This is a genomic window from Paenibacillus thiaminolyticus, from assembly GCF_003591545.1.
Taxonomy (GTDB): domain Bacteria; phylum Bacillota; class Bacilli; order Paenibacillales; family Paenibacillaceae; genus Paenibacillus_B; species Paenibacillus_B thiaminolyticus_A.
Genome location: NZ_QYZD01000033.1, coordinates 37,516 through 57,099 on the forward strand (window position 1 = coordinate 37,516; position 19,584 = coordinate 57,099).

At 55.4% G+C, this 19,584-nt stretch carries 14 protein-coding genes; 11 read left to right on the plus strand and 3 right to left on the minus strand.

The window, feature by feature from the left end:
- The 4 genes from DQX05_RS24590 to DQX05_RS24605 all read left to right on the plus strand — a co-directional run bounded on the left by DQX05_RS24590 (nucleotide 1) and on the right by DQX05_RS24605 (nucleotide 5,816).
- Nucleotides 1–792 (plus strand): ABC transporter permease, encoded by a 792-nt coding sequence (locus tag DQX05_RS24590; protein WP_111155980.1) that lies wholly within the window; start codon nucleotides 1–3, stop codon nucleotides 790–792.
- Between the two features lie 22 nt (nucleotides 793–814).
- Entirely contained in the window at nucleotides 815–1,990 is a 1,176-nt protein-coding gene (locus DQX05_RS24595; RefSeq protein WP_119795991.1) for an ABC transporter ATP-binding protein, read from the plus strand.
- A gap of 88 nt (nucleotides 1,991–2,078) precedes the next feature.
- The gene (locus DQX05_RS24600; RefSeq protein ID WP_119795992.1) at nucleotides 2,079–3,794 is read left to right on the plus strand and encodes an adenine deaminase; all 1,716 of its coding nucleotides are present in this window, start codon (nucleotides 2,079–2,081) and stop codon (nucleotides 3,792–3,794) included.
- 1,104 nt (nucleotides 3,795–4,898) lie between these two features.
- A complete protein-coding gene (locus DQX05_RS24605) occupies nucleotides 4,899–5,816 on the plus strand; it encodes a transposase (RefSeq protein WP_119795993.1) in 918 nt (305 codons plus the stop codon).
- 580 nt (nucleotides 5,817–6,396) lie between these two features.
- Here the strand turns inward: DQX05_RS24605 and DQX05_RS24610 are convergent.
- From DQX05_RS24610 to iolG, 3 genes are all read right to left on the minus strand, one after another.
- Nucleotides 6,397–7,401 (minus strand): LacI family DNA-binding transcriptional regulator, encoded by a 1,005-nt coding sequence (locus DQX05_RS24610; RefSeq protein ID WP_119795994.1) that lies wholly within the window; start codon nucleotides 7,399–7,401, stop codon nucleotides 6,397–6,399.
- Nucleotides 7,402–7,607: 206 nt separating this feature from the next.
- Nucleotides 7,608–8,411 carry a 5-deoxy-glucuronate isomerase gene (iolB, locus tag DQX05_RS24615; protein ID WP_119795995.1) on the minus strand — a complete coding sequence of 268 codons (804 nt, stop codon included), beginning with the start codon at nucleotides 8,409–8,411 and terminating at the stop codon, nucleotides 7,608–7,610.
- 124 nt (nucleotides 8,412–8,535) lie between these two features.
- Nucleotides 8,536–9,558, minus strand: a complete 1,023-nt coding sequence (iolG, locus tag DQX05_RS24620) for an inositol 2-dehydrogenase (protein WP_397335989.1) — start codon at nucleotides 9,556–9,558, stop codon at nucleotides 8,536–8,538.
- Between the two features lie 361 nt (nucleotides 9,559–9,919).
- On the opposite strand from iolG, the gene iolC reads away from it, so the two are divergent.
- The 7 genes from iolC (at nucleotide 9,920) to DQX05_RS24655 (ending at nucleotide 19,329) form a co-directional block, all read left to right on the plus strand.
- Entirely contained in the window at nucleotides 9,920–10,915 is a 996-nt protein-coding gene (iolC, locus tag DQX05_RS24625) for a 5-dehydro-2-deoxygluconokinase (protein WP_119795997.1), read from the plus strand.
- Between the two features lie 137 nt (nucleotides 10,916–11,052).
- Complete coding sequence (locus tag DQX05_RS24630; protein ID WP_119795998.1) at nucleotides 11,053–12,504, plus strand: CoA-acylating methylmalonate-semialdehyde dehydrogenase; 1,452 nt, start codon at nucleotides 11,053–11,055, stop codon at nucleotides 12,502–12,504.
- A 14-nt stretch (nucleotides 12,505–12,518) separates the two neighbouring features.
- Entirely contained in the window at nucleotides 12,519–14,453 is a 1,935-nt protein-coding gene (gene iolD / locus DQX05_RS24635; protein WP_119795999.1) for a 3D-(3,5/4)-trihydroxycyclohexane-1,2-dione acylhydrolase (decyclizing), read from the plus strand.
- Between the two features lie 145 nt (nucleotides 14,454–14,598).
- Nucleotides 14,599–15,495, plus strand: coding sequence for a myo-inosose-2 dehydratase (gene iolE, locus DQX05_RS24640; RefSeq protein WP_119796000.1), 897 nt, complete (start codon nucleotides 14,599–14,601; stop codon nucleotides 15,493–15,495).
- 38 nt (nucleotides 15,496–15,533) lie between these two features.
- Nucleotides 15,534–16,601: a Gfo/Idh/MocA family oxidoreductase gene (locus DQX05_RS24645; RefSeq protein ID WP_119796001.1), complete on the plus strand. Its 1,068-nt coding sequence runs from the start codon at nucleotides 15,534–15,536 to the stop codon at nucleotides 16,599–16,601.
- A gap of 41 nt (nucleotides 16,602–16,642) precedes the next feature.
- On the plus strand, nucleotides 16,643–18,232 hold the full coding sequence (locus DQX05_RS24650) for a solute:sodium symporter family transporter (protein WP_119796002.1): 1,590 nt from the start codon (nucleotides 16,643–16,645) through the stop codon (nucleotides 18,230–18,232).
- A gap of 224 nt (nucleotides 18,233–18,456) precedes the next feature.
- Complete coding sequence (locus DQX05_RS24655) at nucleotides 18,457–19,329, plus strand: sugar phosphate isomerase/epimerase family protein (protein ID WP_119796003.1); 873 nt, start codon at nucleotides 18,457–18,459, stop codon at nucleotides 19,327–19,329.
- Nucleotides 19,330–19,584 lie beyond the last annotated feature (255 nt).

Sequence of the window (19,584 nt, forward strand, 5' to 3'; positions counted from 1 at the left end):
ATGAAGGACACACATCGCGGACTTGCCCTGTTTACGGCTCTCGTCTTTCTCTTTTTGCTGGGGCCGCTGCTTATCATAATGGCTACGTCGTTCGGAGACAGCTCCGTGCTCAAATTTCCGCCGGAAGGCTTCTCCTTCCGCTGGTACCGCAATATTTTCGACGTCGAGATGTTCATGACGACGTTCAAGGTGACGATTGTCGTCGCGCTGGCGGGGAACCTGATCGCGCTTCTTATCGGCGTTCCCGCCGCTTATGCCCTCAGCCGCTTCCATTTCCGGGGCAAAGGGCTGCTCAATTCGATTTTCATCTCGCCCATCCTGATACCGGGCGTCGTGCTCGGCTTCACGATGCTCAAATATTTGGTCGTTCAGTTCCAGCTGCCGATCTATACCAGCCTGTTAATCGGGCATATCGTACTGATGCTGCCGTTCATCATTCGCGTCATCGCATCGAGCTTGTCGAACTTCGACTATGCGGTCGAGGAAGCGTCCATGAGTCTGGGCGCCAGCCGTCTGAAGACCTTCTTCACGGTCGTGCTGCCGAATATCCGCTCGGGACTGATTGCGGGCGTGCTGCTCGCGTTCCTCGAATCGTTCAACAACGTCGACATCTCGGTGTTCATGACCGGACCGGGGGTCAGCACGCTGCCGATTCAGATGCTGACCTATGTCGAGAACTATTTCGACCCGACCATTGCTGCCATCTCGGTGCTGCTGATGGTCGTGACGGCCCTGCTGATGTTCTTGATCGAGCGCCTGATGGGACTCTCCTACTTCACGAAAAATAACTAGCATAAACGGAGGCCTGACGACCATGGAATACCTATCCTTGCAAAATATAGCGGTAGCCTATGAAAAAAATACGATTTTAAAAGATTTCTCGCTCAATATTCAGGAAGGGGAGCTTATCTCCCTGCTCGGCCCTTCGGGCTGCGGCAAGACGACGACGCTCCGCCTCATCGCGGGCTTCCTCGAGGCGAAGGACGGCAAGTTCATGTTCAAGGGCAAGGATTACACGAAGATGCCGGTGAACAAGCGGAACTTCGGCTTCGTCTTCCAGAGCTATGCGCTATTCCCGCATATGACTGTGTTCGACAATGTCGCTTACGGCTTGCGCTTGCGGAAGGTCGGCAAGGCGGAGATCGGGAAGCGCGTCCTCGCCATGCTGGAGATCGTCAATCTGAAGGGCTTCGAGAAGCGCTTTCCGGGCGAGCTGTCCGGCGGCCAGCGCCAGCGCGTCGCGATTGCCCGTGCGCTCGTCATCGAGCCGGATCTGCTGCTGTTCGATGAGCCGCTTAGCAATCTGGACGCCAATCTGCGCGTCAACATGCGCGTCGAGATCCGCCGTATTCAGAAGCAACTCGGCATTACGACCGTCTATGTATCGCATGATCAGGAGGAATGCTTCTCGATCTCGGACAAGGTGGCGATTATGAACAAAGGTATCATCGAACAACTGGACGCGCCGGCGAACATCTACAAATACCCGGCTACCGAATTCGTTGCCCGCTTCATCGGGTTCAACAACTTCATCAACATCGGAAGCATGAAGCAGGACGGCAACGTCATCACCCTCGAAGGGGAGGGGGATGTGCGGCTGCAGGTCATCCACCGCTCAGGACATCCGATTACCGATGCGATGAAAGGCGCCATCCGGCCGGATGATCTGATCGTGCTGGCCGAGGGCGAACTGAAGGTCTTCACGGACAGCAGACCTGGCGGGCTGAACGGGGCCGCTGGCAAGGAGGCTGGAGCTATAGCTGGACCTATAGGAGGCTTGACCTCCGAGGAGCTGGCGGCAGGCTGGAATATGATTCCTGGCCGCATCAAAATCAGCACCTTCCTCGGACGGAGCTATCAATATGTCGTGGAGACGGCCCTTGGCGACTTCACCGTTAACCGCGAAATGGAGCAGCCGTTCGAACGCGGCACGGCGGTCAAGCTGGTGCTGCCGAAGGAGAAAGTTGTTCTGGTTCGCGCCGAAGCGTAAGCACGAGATAGAACATATGCGAACATCGTATTTAGGCCTAAGCCTTGGTGAGTAGTGGTAGAACGAGGACAACAAGGAGAGTGCAGCCATGAAGATCGATTTGTTAATAAAAGAAGTGCAAGTGTTCAACGTATATTTGAAGCGATTCGTGCCGGGCAATGTCGCCGTGCTCGACGGGCGCTGTCTGTATGTCGGCCAGCGCGGAGACGAGACATTCGAGGCGGCGCAGACGGTAGAAGGCCGCGGCCGCTATCTGATTCCAGGTCTAGTTGATATCCATCTGCATATCGAGAGCACGATGGTGACGCCGCATACATTTTCGCACGGAATTATTCGCAACGGCGTGACGACTATTGTATCCGAGCCGCATGAGATGGCCAATGTGTTCGGGCTGGAGGGCGTGCAGGAAATGATCCGGGCCAGCGAAGGCTGCGCCGCCGATATTTTGTACGCCATTCCAAGCTCGGTTCCGTCCACGCCGCTGGAGACGGCGGGCGGCGAGATCGATATCGAGCATATCGATGCGCTGCTTCAGGAAGAGCGCGTCGTCTGCCTCGGGGAGATCATGAATTCGGTCGACGTGCTGCGCGATCCGGACTGCAAGACGAACCGCATCCTCAATCATGTCCGCTCGCACTATCCGAAGCTGGTCATCGAGGGGCATACACCGAAGAAGCTGGTCGATCTGGAACTGGCCCGCTTCATGTTCGCGGGCGTCGACTCCGACCATACGGAACAGGCGCCGGCCAGCATGCGCGACCGGTTGGCGAACGGCATGTTCCTGGAGATTCAGGAGAAGTCGATGACGCCGGACATCATGAAGATTTTGATCGAGGAAGACGTGGCGGAGCTGTTCTGCTTCGTCACGGATGACGTCATGGCCGATTCCTTCGTTCAGGACGGACATCTGAACCATATCGTGCGCAAGGCGATCAAGATGGGGATGGCTCCGGAACGAGCAATCTACGCGACGACCTACACGCCGGCCCGGCGCATGCAGCTGCATGACCGTGGTGCCATTGCTCCGAACAAGGCAGCGGACTTCGTCCTGCTCAGCAACCTGGAGCAGTTCACGATCGACGCCGTATATAAGAACGGGCAGCTGGCGTATGAAGCCGGAGCGCCCTATGAGCAGGGGGAAGCCGCTCGTCGCTTCCCGGCCCATTTCTACCGCAGCGTGCAGCTTGCCGAGATGGCCGCGGCCGACTTCGAGGTCCGGATCGAGGCGAAGGACGGAGCCCATTCGTACCGCGTGATGGAAGTCGTGAACGGCACGACGAATACGAGCGAGCTGCACAAGCCTGTCGAGGTAAAAGACGGCCGTCTTCAATGGGAAACCAGCCCGTACGGGCTCATCGCGACATTCGAACGCTATGGCAAAAACGGCAACCGCGCGTACGGCCTGATTACCGGCAATACAATTAAGCGCGGCGCCATCGCGACGACGTATTCGCATGACAACCACAACCTGCTCGTCGTCGGCCACTCCACCGAGGATATGGCGCTTGCCGCCAACACGGTCATTGCCGATCAAGGCGGCTTCTGCGTCGTGGAGGGCGGCGAGGTTATCGCCCATGTGCCGCTTCCGGTTGGCGGCATTCTGTCGGAGCAGCCGCTCGACGAATTCGGCCCGGCGGTGAAGCGGCTGCGCGAAGCGATGGAGTCCCTCGGCTACGAGCACTATAACCCGATTATGTCTCTCAGCACGCATTCGCTTCCGGTCAGCCCTTCGCTCAAGATTACCGACCTCGGACTGATTGACGTCGAAGCGGGCGCTGTCGTTCCGCTGCTGGTCGAGAAGTAAACCGAACGTTCACAATGCGCCTATCCCTTTTTTTTAGACAGAGAACAGCGGAACGGACAGACAATTTATCTACGGTAGAGCACACTAGCAGGCTGTTATTTTTAATGCTCCGGCTGCTGGATTCAGGAAGGAAATACGTGCCGGCTGACATCTTATGTCGGCCGGCATTTTTGTTCGGGTAGGTGCTTTAAGCGCGGGTAGCTGCTTTGAGCAGGCTGACGCTTTTTGTCTCGTTGACGCTGTTACGCTAATTGGTGCTTGGTGCCGCCGATGCAAGTGCTCTATTGTCTTATCATAATACCGCTCTTACCTTGTTATGATTTGGGCCCATTGCAAGATTCCCACTGCTCTTTCCGGCCTTATGACCAGAATCCCATTCGCTCAGGATTCCTTCGTATCCATACACAATTTTACACAATGCTTCTCATGCTTCTCCCATACTCTTATGCTGATTATCCCAGCCACTCAGGCGGCCGCTCGAAATCTCATCCCGGTGAATCTCCTACCGTTCAAGAATCCGTACAACCTTCCAAATGAATGTCTCAACAGTCCATGTACTTCCTTCGACCTTATGATGGTTGTCCCAACAGCTCAGGCATCCCTGTGACTATATGATGGATGGTTCTCTTAATAGCCCAGGTACCCTTGTGAGTCTATTGTTCTCCCAACGGCCCAGGTACCCTTGTGAGTCTATTGTTCTCCCAACAGCCCAGGTATCCTTGTGACTCTACGATGGTCTTCCCAACTCAGGCATCCCTGCAATTCTACGATGATGGTCTTCCCAACAGCTTAGGTACTCCCTACGACTATACGATGACTCTCCCAACGGTTCAGGTTATTCCATATGACACGATGAATCGCCCGATGTCAGGTACTCCTTAAGGCCTTATGGTGAATCTCCCGACCCCTCAGGGAAATCAAGAGTCAAGACAAGCATTTCATTCATTAATCGGGCAAAGGCTGCAAATCTCTTGTTTTTTGGTGATATTACCCAAAAAGGATAAACGTTATTCCATTAATACACTTGACGTGGAAACATATGTTTGGTACCTTAAATATAAGAACATATGTTTGTTTTATTTGAATATTAAGGGGTGTGCTGTGATGAAAGGCTGGTTGGGTGTAGGCACTTTGGATGATGCGATGAATCGTTTTCCCACGGAAGAATCTTGTGTTCCTGTTTTGTTTTCGTTCAAATGGCCTCATGGTTTCCGCTGCCCGAATTGCCGGCATCCCCAAGCTTACGTTATCCGAACACGTCGCCTTCCTCTGTATGAATGCGGCTCTTGCCGCCATCAGACATCCTTGACGGTAGGCACGATCTTCGAGGGGAGCAGAACCCCTTTACGGAAGTGGATCGCCGCAATTTGGCTCGTCGCTAATCCAAAGGAAGGCATTAATGCGGTCAGACTACGCTCGATTATTGATGTCACTTACAAGACGGCATGGGCGATGCTGCATAAAATTCGTACCGCGATTAGTTGTGCTGATGAAAGGGAGCCGCTTGAAGAGCATGTGCATGGCTTTATTGCCTTCAATGGCCCTAGACTGTATCCCAGTGTCGATCTTGCGCCGCGGGAGCAACCGATTATTGTGGCGGCTTCGCTGGCCCCGAATGGGGATGGACGGCACTATAAAATGAAGCAAGTGAACCGGCGGCACATGTCCGGGAAGCTGCTGCTTCCTTGCGGCCGTGATCGTTTTATCGAAGAACATATTTCTGCTCCGGAGTCGAACGTTTCTATTATCCGCCAGCGCTTTCGGGTCAAGCATAACAGTCCATTGTATGCTACATTTCGTCGAGCGCAGCGTTGGTTATGCGATACGTTCCGCGGGATTAGCGGCAAGTATCTGCAGTATTACCTGGATGAATTTTGTTACCGTGAAAATAGCAGGGCCCGCGATACGGAAGGATGGGAACCCTTGGCTACGATATGCTGTGCAGACAACGGGGCAAGAAAGCGGTACTTATGGCGGACAACCTCCTCGCGAAACTATTGCCGCTTCCTTGCGGCTGCCTGAGTATATATGGGATTGTTCCCGTTCCTTATTAGGTACTTCAGTGACAATCGGGTAAGTACAGCTTATTTCGTGCTGTCGATTTTTATTTTCTGGTTTTTCCCGAAATGCGGTGTGAAATTTCTTGGAGAATATATCGACTCGCCATTCCTGAGTTATGGGGATATCGGCTATAAGAGCCTAAAGGGGGGGGGCGGAGGTAGGGGCACGGTAATACAAAGTAAATGCAACGTAATAGTCAGTAGCAGCCAGGCAACCACAAAGTAACAGCAAATAATAGGGCAAAGGCGAAAAAGTAAAAGCTACTTAATAGCTACGTAATAGCTAAGTAATAGCTAAGAAAGAGCTAATTAACTAAGTAAGAGCTAAGTAAGAGCTAAGTAAGAGCTAAGTAAGAGCCTTCCTTGCTACGTACATTTTCCTGAAGGACGTGATTCTTTCTCCCGGGGGATCGGGCGCTGCATCCTGAGTTTTAGGGAGACTGGCTATAAGAGGTATAACACCCCTACTCACAATGGCTACGAAATATACGGAGGAAGCGGGGTATGGGAGAGCCGGACGGTGCTCCGGCCCTGCCTGTGTTTTATTGCTCAACCACCGCGGTAGTGGAGTTACCCTCCACGAGCTGGGGCTGGAACATAATTTTTTGCTTCGGCATATCTGGGGTGTCGGATTGGCGCAGCAGCAGTTGAATCGTCTCCTTGGCCATCTCCGGAATCGGCTGCAGTATTGTCGTTAGGCGAGGGACGACGATTCGGGACAGAATCGTGTCGTCGAAGCCGATGATCGACAGGTCGTCCGGCACGCGCAGCCCCAGCTGTTGTGCTGATTGCATGGATCCGACGGCGAGCAGGTCGTTGCAGGTGAACAATGCCGTAGGCCGGGACTCGGTTCCCAGCACGCGGGCGGCACCCGCCAAGCCGTCCTCTAACGAGGAGTTCACTTTCACAATCCAATCCTCATTGACGGCAATGCCGGCGTCGCTCATCGCATGCTTCGCGCCTCGCACCCGGTACTCGCCGCTTGGGCTGTCCTCCGTGACGATGCCGATGCGGCGGTGCCCCAATGCAATCAGGTGCTGGATCGCCACGTAGCCTCCTTTATGATCATCCACGGTAATGGTATGCATGGATAAGGAAGGAATATCTTTGGAGAAGAGCACAACAGGGAAGCCCTCGGGAATGCTCTCCTGAAGCAGCGGCCAACGCGAAAATTCGCAGGCGACGATAAGGCCGTCGATCTGCCTCCGCTGCAGCAGTGAAATATAGTTAAGGCCTTTGTCGTCCTTGTTGTCGGTGCTGCACATAACGATGCTGTAGCCTTCCGCCTGGGCCTGATCCTCCAAATTGCGGGCGACCTCGGCGAAGAAGGGGTTGGCCAGATCGGAGATGAGCAGGCCGAAGGTGGACGTCTTTTTGCCCGTGAGCGCCGACGCGACGACGCTTGGCTGGTACTGCAGTTCCTTCATAACATGGGTGACTCGCTCCCGCGTCTTCCCGCTGATGTTGCCCGTTTGATTGACCACCTTGGACACCGTGGCGATAGAGACGCCGGCAGCTTTTGCGACATCATAAATGGTTGCTTTCATAAACAAACCTCTCTAACTGGCTTACCACGTAAACCTATCATGCATACTCTTAACTATCTCAATTATAGACAACAAATGGGGAATGGACTACATGTATAGAAACAAATGGAGAAAGGACGACATCTCTAGATAAGAAAAGGAGAATGGACTACATCCATTCTCCTCGACCTTGCCGAATCGTGATGATGTGGAACAACGAAAGAAGACTACTTGGCGAACAGCCATTCGTGAGCCGGATCGTTATGGAATTTCCAGGTCCGCTTCGGGCCCGCCATGACGTTCAAATAATAGGAGTCGTAGCCCGGAGGCGCCGAGACGGGATGATACCCTTCCGGAACCAGTACGACATGCCGGTGCGGAACCGCCATGTTTTCGTCGAGCGTGCGATCGTCGTTGTAGACCCGCTGCATGACGAAGCCCTGTGCGGGATTGACTTCGTGGTAGTAGGTCTCCTCCAAATACGACTGCCGTGGCAAATCGTCCCGGTCATGCTTGTGCGGCGGATAGCTCGACCAATGTCCCGCGGGCGTAAAGACCTCCACGACGAGCAGGCTATCTGCCTCCTTCTGCTCCGGCAAAACGTTATGGATATGCCGCTCCATGCTGCCTGAACCTCGCGTCTCTACGCCGACATCTTCAGGCGCGATGACGCGGGCGGGGTATGTTCCCTTGCCCGGCGCCGAGCAGAGGGCCAATTCCAGTGCCGTCTCTGCCTGAACGGTGTAGCGGTCATCATTCGGCACATAGACGGAGAAGGGAGGGATGCGATCGAAGACGCTCATTCGATGGCCAAGCGTACCGAACGATTGCTTGGCGGTCTCTATCTTTGCCTTCCCGCTCAACAGGACGAGGCAGACCTCCCGGTCGTTCGTTGCCCGTTCCAAGATCTCGCCCTGGCGCAAGGAATATACTTCGAAGCCGACATACTCCCAGCCGGCGGAATGCGGCGTGACGGATAGTATTTGGCCGTGTTCGTCTCTCGGTCCAGGTGCAACCACTAATTTAGACATGAAAGAATCTCCTCCCGAGCCAATAGTTTTTCCACAGGCGGCCTCATGGGACAGAGAACCTTTTGGCCGGATGAGCATTCCGCATCTGCAGATCTCAGCCGGAAGTTCCTGTCCGGGCTTGCTGTTACCGCCCGTGCACAGATACGGACTCATGCTCCAGCTTGACAGGGCATCCGCTGTGCAGCGACTCTTTCGCCGCGCGGGCGATTCGTTCCGCCTGCAGTCCGTCGTTCGCGTCGCACGCGACAGGCCGATCCTCAAGCACGGCGCGAACGAATTCTTCGACCTCGTGAATATAGGCTTGTGTATACCGCTCCAAAAAGAAATATAACGGCTTGTCCATATGCACTCCGTCCGCCGTAGAGACTAGAGCGGTGGATGCGCGGTCATTGTCTGTCGTGACGCTGCCCGCTGAACCGAATGCTTCCAGACGCTGATCGTAGCCGTAAACGGCCTTGCGGCTGTTCTCAATGATGCCCAGGGCGCCGTTCGCGAAGCGGAGACTGACGATGGCTGTATCGATATCGCCCAATTCACCGATGCGCGGATCGATCAGATTGGCCCCTTGGGCATACACCTCGATCACTTCGCTCTGCATGACGTAGCGCGCCATGTCGAAGTCGTGAATCGTCATGTCCATGAACAAGCCGCCTGATGTGGCAATATATTCGGCCGATGGCGGCTCCGGATCGCGGGACGTGATGCGCAGCAGATGCGGAGTCCCGATCTTGCCCGTTTGCACGATGTCACGTGCTTTTTGGAAATTATGGTCGAAACGGCGGTTGAACCCAACCTGCATCTTCACGCCTGCTGCTCTCACCGCAGCCACGGCCTGCTCCGTAGTGTTCACGGAGAAGCTGACCGGCTTCTCGCAGAAAATATGCTTGCCTGCTTGGGCTGCCTCCTCAATGATTGCGGCGTGCGTGCTCGTTGGCGAGCAGATGAACACGGCCTGAATGTCCGGATCATTCAGTAAGTCGCGGTAATTCCTTGTCACCACCGGAATTCCAAGCCCGGAAGCCCAACCGTCCAACCCCGCGATACATACGTCCGATATGGCGCGAACTTGCGCATCGCGCATCTGTTGAATATGGCCGGCGTGCAGCTTGCCGATGCGCCCGGCACCGATGATTCCCACTTGAAGCATGAATATCCCCGCTTTCTCGGTAGCATAAAATCTAGGTAAAGCAAGGGAAAGCGCTTAACTCATAATCAACTATACGCGATAAATAATGCGTTATCAAGGCGAAAATCTTTAGGAGTCCGATAAATCCGCATCAATCCTCAATCTAACGCGATATATTTTCAATATGATAAAAGGATACATTGTGAAATAAAGAACTTAAAATTTGCAGAAAAAAGCGTTTACATCGCCGAAAAGGTGTGCCTATAATTAGCCGTAAGGTAAGCGCTTAACTCAAATGCATGGATGCAGTAATTACATCATCGCTTTGCTTCAGCCTGCCTGCCATGGCTTGAAGCAGAACGCACGGAGGTGCTGACAGGGCATGGGTGCATTGGTATTTCCAGAGAATCGCCCGTTTGATCTGATTGCGATCGGGAGATTGTGCATTGATTTGAATGCGAACGAGATTCATCGGCCGATGGAGGAGACGAGGACGTTCACGAAATACGTCGGGGGCTCTCCGGCCAATATTACGATTGGCGCAGCCCGCCTTGGGATGAAGAGCGGCTTCATCGGCAAGCTGGCCGATGACCAAATGGGTCGTTACATCGAGCAGTATTTAAAAGATAAATCGATAGATACGTCACAACTGTCCGTGGATAAGACGGGCGCCGTGACCGGGCTGGCTTTTACCGAAATCAAAAGTCCAACCGACTGTAGCATTCTTATGTATCGGGACAACGCGGCCGACTTGCTGCTGAAGCCGGAGGAAGTGTCGGAGTCGTATATTAAGCAGACGAAGGCGCTGCTTGTGTCGGGCACGGCGCTGGCCGCCAGCCCGTCGCGCGAGGCGGTATTTGTCGCTTTGGACTATGCCCGCAAGCACGGGGTATTCGTGTTCTTTGATTTGGATTACCGTCCTTACACGTGGAAAAACATAGCCGAGACGTCGATCTACTATCAGCTTGCGGCTGAGAAGTGCGATTTTATTATCGGCACCCGCGAAGAGTTCGACATGATGGAGAAGTTCGCCGGTCATCAGGCGGATGATCGGCTGACGGCAGAGAAATGGTTCGGGCATCATGCGCAAGTGGTGCTCATCAAGCACGGGGGAGACGGCTCCATCGCTTACACGAAGGAGGGCGGAGCCTATAGAGGCGGCATTTTCAAGACGAAGGTGCTGAAAACGTTCGGTGCCGGCGATTCCTACGCGTCCGCCATGATTTATGGCTTGATGCAAGGATGGGAGCTGCCGCGGGCAATGGAATACGGCAGCGCGTCGGCTGCCATCGTCATATCCCGCCACAGCTGCTCCGAGGCGATGCCGACGGTGGAAGAGCTGGACGCGTTCATCGATAGCGCGGAGCGAGGAGAATAATGATTGGGCACGGGAAGGCGGACCTGAAGGCGGTGCGGCCGCACCGGCCCGAAATCCCGAGTGGGAACCGGACGAATGGGAACCGGATAAGTATGGTGTGTGATTCAACTACGGACATGACAGGAGGAGAATGGAGCATGACAGAGGCAAAAACCATTCGCAACTATGTCGGAGGGGAATGGAAGGCGTCGATATCAGGGAAGACGGAGCCGGTCTATAATCCGGCGACAGGTGAAATGATTGCGCACGTGCCGCTCTCAAGCAGGGAAGAGCTGAATGAGGCGGCCGAGGCGGCCGCAGAGGCGTTCAAGACGTGGTCCCGCACTGCTGTGCCGCGCCGGGCACGCATTATGTTCAAATACCAGCAGCTCTTGATCGAGCATTGGGACGAGTTGGCGAAGCTGATAACATTGGAGAACGGAAAAAACTACAAAGAAGCGTACGGCGAGGTGCAGCGCGGCATCGAGTGCGTCGAATTCGCTGCCGGCGCGCCGACGCTCATGATGGGCAAGCAATTGCCTGACATCGCGACGAACATCGAATCCGGGATGTACCGTTACCCGATCGGCGTCGTCGGAGGCATTACCCCGTTCAACTTCCCGATGATGGTGCCGTGCTGGATGTTTCCGCTCGCGATCGCTTGCGGCAACACGTTTGTGCTAAAGCCGTCCGAGCGCACGCCACTGCTCGCTTGCCGTCTGGCGGAGCTGATGGAGGAAGCGGGCTTGCCTCGCGGCGTCCTCAACATCGTGCATGGCGCGCATGACGTCGTGAACGGCTTGCTTGATCATCCGTTGGTCAAGGCGATTTCCTTCGTTGGCTCCCAGCCTGTCGGCGAGTACGTCTACAAGCGCGGAATGGCGAACCTGAAGCGTGTGCAAGCATTGACCGGAGCCAAAAACCACTCGATTGTCATGGAGGATGCGGATTTGGGGCAAGCCGCGACGCAAATCATCAATGCGGCCTTCGGTTCCGCCGGAGAGCGCTGCATGGCTTGCGCGGTTGTGCTCGTGCAGGAATCGGTCGCGGATGAGCTGGTATCGCGTCTGGCCATAGCCTCCGATGAGCTCATTATCGGCAATGGAGCACGGGAGGACGTCTTCCTCGGGCCGGTTATCCGTGAAGCGCATAAGGAACGTGCCCTTGGTTATATCGACTCCGGAGTCCAGGAAGGGGCGCGGCTTGTCCGCGACGGCCGTCAAGATGCGGAAGCGAGCGGCGAGGGCTACTTTATGGGGCCGACGATTTTTGATAACGTGACGCAGGAAATGAAAATTTGGCAGGATGAGATTTTTGCACCGGTGCTGTCGGTTGTGCGCGTGAACGATTTGGATGAAGCCATCGCGTGGGCGAATGCATCCCGGTTCGCGAATGGCGCCTGCCTGTTTACGGGAAGCGGCGCTTATATGCGCCAGTTCCGGGAGCATATCGATGCGGGCATGCTCGGCGTGAACGTGGGCGTTCCGGCGCCAATGGCATTCTTCCCGTTCTCGGGCTGGAAAGATTCCTTTTATGGCGATTTGCATGCGAACGGAACGGATGGGGTGGAATTTTATACGCGCAAAAAGATGATTACTACACGCTGGTAAGGACGGTGTTCGGAATGGAAACGATTCGCTTGACTACGGCCCAAGCGCTCGTCAAATTTCTCGATCAGCAGTATATCGAGTTTGACGGAGAGGAGCAGCGCTTTGTCAAAGGGATTTTTACGATATTCGGCCATGGCAATGTGCTCGGATTAGGCCAGGCGCTGGAGGAAGACAGCGGAGGCCTGGAGGTATACCAAGGGCGCAACGAGCAAGGAATGGCCCATGCCGCAGTGGCGTTCGCGAAGCAGATGCGGCGCAGGCAGATCTGCGCCTGCACGTCGTCGGTCGGGCCTGGCGCCGCCAATATGGTGACGGCCGCAGCTACGGCGACGGCCAATCAGATTCCGGTCTTGCTGCTGCCGGGGGACACGTTCGCCTCGCGCCAACCCGATCCGGTGCTGCAGCAGATCGAACAGCCGCACGACCTGACGGTATCGACGAATGACGCGTTCCGTGCGGTGAGCAAATATTGGGACCGCATCATGCGGCCGGAGCAATTGATGACCGCGCTCCTGCATGCGATGCGCGTGCTGACGAATCCGGCCGATACGGGAGCGGTCACGATCGCGCTGCCGCAGGATGTGCAGGGGGAAGCGTATGATTACCCTGCATCGTTTTTCGCGAAGCGCGTGCATCGGATAGACCGCCGCCCGGCCGCTGAAGCGGCGCTCGAGGATGCGTTCCGGCTCATCATGAACAAGCGCAAGCCGCTGATTATCTGCGGGGGCGGCGTGCGTTACTCCGAGGCCGGGTCGGAGCTGCAAGCCTTTGCGGAAGCTCTGCACATTCCGCTGGCGGAGACGCAGGCGGGCAAGAGCGCGGTGCCGGGTTCGCATCCGCTCAATCTCGGCGGCATCGGAGTGACGGGCAACGGAGCGGCGAACGCGATCGCCAAGGAGGCCGATCTTATTATCGGCGTCGGTACGCGCTTCACCGACTTCACGACCGGCTCGAAGGAGCTGTTCAGCGGTCACGGCACGGACATCCTGACGGTGAACGTGTCCGAGTTCCATGTGCTGAAGCTGGAGGCGACGCCGGTCGTGGCCGATGCGAAGGCCGCGCTGATGGCGCTGCGGCAGCGGCTGGAGGCGGCCGGGTACCGCTCGGGCTATACGACCGAGATTGAAGGGGCGCGCGCCGCTTGGGGCGAGGAGTGGAAGCGGCTGGCCGGCATCCAGTACGCGCCCGGTTCGTTCACGCCCGAAGTCGCGGGGCATTTGGACGAGGCGCTGCTGGAATATGCCGAAGCACTCGGCGGCTGCCTGACGCAGACCCGGGTGCTGGCGGCTTTGAACCGGCTGCTCGAAGACGACGCGGTCATCGTAGGCGCCTCGGGGAGCTTGCCTGGCGACCTGCAGCGGATGTGGGTGGCCGAAGCGCCGGATTCGTACCATATGGAGTACGGATATTCCTGCATGGGGTATGAGATATCAGGGGCGCTCGGCGTAAAGATGGCGGAGCCGGATCGCGAAGTGTATGCGTTCGCGGGGGACGGGAGCTACCTGATGCTTCATTCCGAGCTCGTTACGAGCATTCAGGAAGGACAGAAGATTAACGTGCTGCTGTTCGACAACAATGGCTTCGGCTGCATTAACAACCTGCAAATGGGCCACGGCATGGGCAGCTTCGGGACGGAATTCCGCGCCCGCAATGCATCCACCGGCAAGCTGGACGGCCCGCTTGTCGGGATTGATTTCGCCCGCAGCGCCGCAGGCTACGGCGTGATAACCTATACGGCTCGCACGCTGGAGGAGCTGGAGCAGGCCGTCGCCGACGCGAAGCGGCAGACGGTCTCCACGCTTATCGATATCAAAGTGCTGCCGAAGACGATGACAAATGGTTACGGCGCTTGGTGGAATGTCGGCGTCGCAGAAGTGTCCGGCAAGCCGGACATTGCGCGCGCGAGCGAGGAGCGGCGGCGATTTTTGCAGCAAGCAAGACCTTATTAATACGAAGACTACAATGAAATATCGCGCCTTGGCGGAGCGGGCGGGCAGACGGGGGAACATGCTAAGATGCGCATGCTTTCGCCGACGCGGCGCCCGGCCCGCCCCGCATTCTGCCAAGGAGCGATGACATCAGGGAGGAATGGACATGTTTGCAGCAGGCAGCGTAAAAATAGGGATTGCGCCCATCGGCTGGACGAATGACGATATGCCGGAGCTGGGCGGAGAGAATACGTTCGAGCAATGTGTAAGCGAGATGGCGCTCGCCGGATTTGCGGGCACGGAGGTGGGCAACAAATACCCGCGGGATATCGGCGCGCTGCAAAAGGCGCTCCGTCTGCGGAAGCTGGAGGTGGCCAGCGCCTGGTTCAGCGCCTTCCTTACGGTAAAACCGCTCGAAGAGACGACAGCGGCATTTGTTCAACACCGCGACTTCCTGGACGCGATGGGGGCAAAGGTGATTGTCGTATCTGAGCAGGGGCATAGCGTCCAAGGCATGATGGATACCCCGCTCTTCGAGCGTAAGCCGGTGTTCGGCGAGCAGGATTGGAAGCGCTTAACCGACGGTCTGCATGTGCTTGGCGAGTTGGCTAAGGAAAAAGATATGGACGTTGTGTACCATCATCATATGGGCACAGGCGTGCAGACGACCGAGGAGATCGCCCGACTCATGGAGGGAACGAATCCGGAATTGGTGTCTTTGCTCTATGATACCGGACATCTTGTGTTCTCGGGCGAGGAGCCGCTTAGCATATTGAACCGATATATGGACCGGATTAAGCATGTTCATTTGAAGGACGTCCGCGCCGACGTGGCGCGCCGCGTGCGCGAGGAGGGGCTCAGCTTCCTGCAGGCGGTGAAGGAAGGCGTATTTACCGTTCCTGGAGACGGCTGCATCGACTTCGCGCCGCTATTCCGGGCCTTGTCCGCGGCCGGATACCGCGGCTGGATGCTCGTGGAAGCGGAACAGGATCCCGCCAAAGCAAATCCGTTCGAGTACGCTTTGTTAGCGAGGGACTATATTTTGCGCCAAGCTGGCGTATAAGTTGCGAGTTCAGTCAGGCGAAGGGGAGAGATGGACCTATGGGAGACAACAGAGTCGTATCGGTAGGACTCGTCGGCTTGGGGCGGCTCGGACGGCAGCATGCCGAGAACTTGGCGCATCGCATTCCGAACTGCAGACTAACGGCGGTATGCAGCATCAAGGCGGAGGAGGTTGAAGAAGCGCAGGCGCAGCTTGGCGTTCCTTACGGTTATACCGATTATGAGGAGATGCTGCGGAACAAGGAGCTGGACGCAATTTTCATCGCTTCGCCGTCCTCCTACCATTGCGATCAGATTGAAAAGGCACTGGCGGCAGGCTTTCACGTTTTCAGCGAAAAACCGCTCGGGCTTTATATGGAAGAAGCGCTTCGTGTTCAAGAGGCGGTGCGGAGCCATCCGCATCAGGTATTCATGCTCGGCTTTATGCGGAGGTATGATCGCTCCTACGTGTATGCTAAGCGGAAAATCGAAGCGGGAGCGATCGGCGAGCCCGTGCTCATCCGCTGCTATGGGCTCGATCCGGCCCAAGCGATGCCCGGCCTTTTGCAGTTCGCCAAGAGCAACTACAGCGGCGGCTTGTTCCTCGATATGGCCATTCACGACCTGGATTTGGGGCGCTGGTATTTGGGCGTGGAAGCGGAGCGGGTGTGGGCCATCGGCGGCTCTCACCGCTATACGGAGCTGGCGCAGCTGCAAGACGCCGAGACAGGGGCGGCTCTGGTTCAATTTGCCGGTAATAAGATGGGGGTCTTCGTAGCGGGGCGCAATTGCGCGCATGGCTATCATATCGAGACGGAGATTATCGGGACGCTTGGTACGCTGCGCATCGGCACGGTTCCTGAGAAAAACCAGGTGGCGATCATGGATGACCGCGGCGTTGTGCGCGAATGTGCGCAAGGCTTCCTGGAGCGGTTCGAGCAGGCATACTTGGATGAGGCGATTGAATTTGTGCAGGCCATTCTTGAGGGGAGACAACCCGGAGTCAGGGTCGAAGACGGGGTGCTGTCGACCGCGCTTGGATATGCATGCAAGGAATCGTATGACACCGGCCGCTTGGTTGAGGTGGCTGCGCCCGCAGCCTTAATCGGCTCGCACGATACGAGGTAGCTCTTTACAGAACTCTCTAGGCGTGGAAAAGGAGGGCACTCATGACCTACATTACCGTCATCACCTTTTTGTTGTACACCGGGATTGTCGCCTGGTACTCCTGGTACAAAACGCGCAACATCAACCTCAACAGCTCGGATGGATATTTCCTTGGCGGGCGCAGCTTGACTGGTGTTGTAATCGCTTTCTCGCTTCTGTTGACCAATTTGTCGACGGAGCAAATGGTCGGCTTGAACGGACAAAGCTATGCGACGTCCATGGTCGTGATGGCCTGGGAAGTCACGTCGCCGATTGCGTTGATTTTTATGGCGTTTGTGTTTTTGCCCCGTTATTTGAAGACGGGAATTACGACCATCCCTGATTTTCTGGAGCAGCGCTACGATTTGCGAACGCGCCAGATTATTTCCGTTCTCTTTTTGCTGGGTTACGCGATGGCTTACTTGCCGACGGTCCTGTATTCCGGAGCGCTGGTGCTGGATACGATATTCAATATTTCAGACCTATTCGGCTTGAATGACTTCAATATCATTTTGATCGTATCGCTTGCGATTGGAGTTACGGGGATCGCTTATGTCGTCCTCGGGGGACTGCGCGCATGCGCGTTCTCGGATACGTTGAACGGCGTCGGGCTTATTGTCGGCGGCCTGCTGATTACATTTCTTGGCCTGTTCGCGCTTGGAGGGGGCAGCTTGGTCGAAGGTGTGAGCACCTTGCTGCACAAAGAGCCCGAGAAATTAAACTCGATAGGGGACAGTTCCTCTCCAGTGCCATGGGTAACAATCTTTGCAGGGCTGCTGTTCAACAATCTGTTCTATTGGTGTACGAATCAAGCCATTGTCCAGCGTACGCTGGGGGCGAAGAACTTGAAGGAAGGACAGAAGGGCGTGCTGTATGCCGGGATGTTCAAAATCTTCGGCGCCTTCTATCTGGTGCTCCCGGGCATAATCGCGTACCATCTGTTCAACAATTCGTTAAGCAATGCCGATATGGCTTATCCGTCGCTTGTCATTGAAGTCCTGCCCACGCTGCTGTCCGGATTTTTCGCCGCTGTGTTGTTCGGCGCGATCTTAAGCTCCTTTAACGGAGCTTTGAACAGCTCGTTGACCTTGTTTACGCTCGATATTTACAAGCCGATATTCAAGCCGGATGCGACAGAGCAACAATTGGTGAAGGCAGGCAGAAGGTTTGCCATCGCGCTGGGCCTCGTTGCCGTTATCGTAGCGCCATTCATTTTGTATGCGCCTTCAGGATTGTATTACTACTTGCAGGAGATGTTCGGGTTTTACAATATCCCGATCATTGCCGCGGTCGTCGTCGGTTTTTTCAGCAAAAAAGTGCCGGCTATCGCGCCGAAGATTGCATTGGTCGTACATATCGTGCTATATACCTTATCCAAGTTCTTTATGGGCACGATCAATTTCTTGTACATTTTAAGCGTATTATTCCCGGTGTGTGTTCTGGTCATGCTTCTTATCGGAAAATGGAAGCCGCGCGAGCAGGATTTCGAGCTATTCGAATCGGGCAAAGTCGATTTGACGCCTTGGAAGCATGCGAAAGTCTTTACGATCGTCATGGTGCTGTTAATGGTGGCCGTATATATCTTATTCTCTCCTTTAGGCATCGCGGCATAATTACGGAACAGGTTTTTAGCACTTGGATCAATTCATCAGCATCAGTACAGGGGCTGCCGAACGCATCGGCAGCTTTTTTCTTGGAGCGTGGCAGGATTCTTCCTTTGGAGAGTGAACTATGGTATAGTTTAATCAGAGGTAAGCGATTACATTTACGGATTTGTGTTATCGGTATCCCAGAGTTGTCCCTGGGAAAGTATCATATTAGTGAAGAGGTGGATGCGATGAAAGCAGGTCTCAGCACGTACAGTCTGCTGCAAGCGATCAGAGCAGGCGAGATGACGGTATTGGATGTTATCGACTGGATTGCCGACAACGGCGGGGAGCATATGGAGATTGTTCCTTACGGGTTCACGTTAGTTGATAACCTGGAGCTGGCGGATGCCGTCCGCGACAAGGCGAAGGAGCGGGGCATTGATCTCTCGAACTATTCGATGCCGGCTAACTTCGTTCAGGAGACGGATGAAGCATTCGAGGCCGAAGTCGAGCGCGTCAAGCAGCATGTCGATCTGCTGCATCGCATGGGGATCAAGCATATGCGCCATGATGTCACGGCGTTCACTCTGCCGAAGGAGCAGATGACGATCGAATGGTTCGAGGCGAATCTGCATTTGATGGTGGAAGGTAGCCGCCGGATTGCGGATTATGCTTCACAATTCGGAATTACGACGACCTTGGAAAACCACGGCTTCTCTGCTCAAGCGAGCGACCGTGTGCAGCGAGTATTGTTATCGGTAAACCGTCCGAACTTCAAGACGACGCTCGATGTTGGGAACTTTCTGTGCGTCGATGAGAACCCGCTTGTCGGCGTGAAGAAAAACTTGCCGTATGCTTCGCTCGTCCATGTGAAGGATTTCTATGTGCGTCCGTTCTATGAGCATCCGGGCGAGGGAGACTGGTTCCTCACGGCCAACGACAACTTTTTGCGGGGAGCGATTCTGGGCCAGGGCGACTTGCCGATGCGGGAGATCATTAAGCTTATCAAGCAATCAGGCTATGACGGATATATTACGCTTGAGTTCGAGGGCATGGAGGATTGCCGGGTCGGCTCTGCGATCGGGTTGAAAAATTTGAAGCGTTTTTGGGATGAAGCTTAAGCGGTAGCACTGGTAATACATTTCATAGCACGCATGGAAGGGCCGTTCTCGCCTATAGCGGGACACGGTCTTTCTTCATTATACAGGGAAGGGGGTTGGACTTCTTTCAGCCGTTATCCCATTGGCTCAGATGGACCGGTCCTTCTGCCCTGTAGATGGTTTTGGTTGATGGCTTGAGTGGGTGCCAGTAGGGATGGGAGCCTGAACATTCCTGTCAGAGCCAAGATTCTGGCTTTGAAAAAAAAGGAGCGTCCC

Coding starts and splice junctions, on each gene's coding strand:
- iolG (WP_397335989.1), bottom strand. CDS start 9,558: ATGCTTCAAGTGGGAATCATCGGTGCCGGGCGCATCGGCAAGCTGCAC.
- iolC (WP_119795997.1), top strand. CDS start 9,920: ATGGGTGCATTGGTATTTCCAGAGAATCGCCCGTTTGATCTGATTGCG.
- iolB (WP_119795995.1), bottom strand. CDS start 8,411: ATGTCTAAATTAGTGGTTGCACCTGGACCGAGAGACGAACACGGCCAA.
- DQX05_RS24630 (WP_119795998.1), top strand. CDS start 11,053: ATGACAGAGGCAAAAACCATTCGCAACTATGTCGGAGGGGAATGGAAG.
- DQX05_RS24655 (WP_119796003.1), top strand. CDS start 18,457: ATGAAAGCAGGTCTCAGCACGTACAGTCTGCTGCAAGCGATCAGAGCA.
- DQX05_RS24650 (WP_119796002.1), top strand. CDS start 16,643: ATGACCTACATTACCGTCATCACCTTTTTGTTGTACACCGGGATTGTC.
- DQX05_RS24590 (WP_111155980.1), top strand. CDS start 1: ATGAAGGACACACATCGCGGACTTGCCCTGTTTACGGCTCTCGTCTTT.
- DQX05_RS24610 (WP_119795994.1), bottom strand. CDS start 7,401: ATGAAAGCAACCATTTATGATGTCGCAAAAGCTGCCGGCGTCTCTATC.
- iolD (WP_119795999.1), top strand. CDS start 12,519: ATGGAAACGATTCGCTTGACTACGGCCCAAGCGCTCGTCAAATTTCTC.
- DQX05_RS24605 (WP_119795993.1), top strand. CDS start 4,899: ATGAAAGGCTGGTTGGGTGTAGGCACTTTGGATGATGCGATGAATCGT.
- DQX05_RS24600 (WP_119795992.1), top strand. CDS start 2,079: ATGAAGATCGATTTGTTAATAAAAGAAGTGCAAGTGTTCAACGTATAT.
- DQX05_RS24595 (WP_119795991.1), top strand. CDS start 815: ATGGAATACCTATCCTTGCAAAATATAGCGGTAGCCTATGAAAAAAAT.
- DQX05_RS24645 (WP_119796001.1), top strand. CDS start 15,534: ATGGGAGACAACAGAGTCGTATCGGTAGGACTCGTCGGCTTGGGGCGG.
- iolE (WP_119796000.1), top strand. CDS start 14,599: ATGTTTGCAGCAGGCAGCGTAAAAATAGGGATTGCGCCCATCGGCTGG.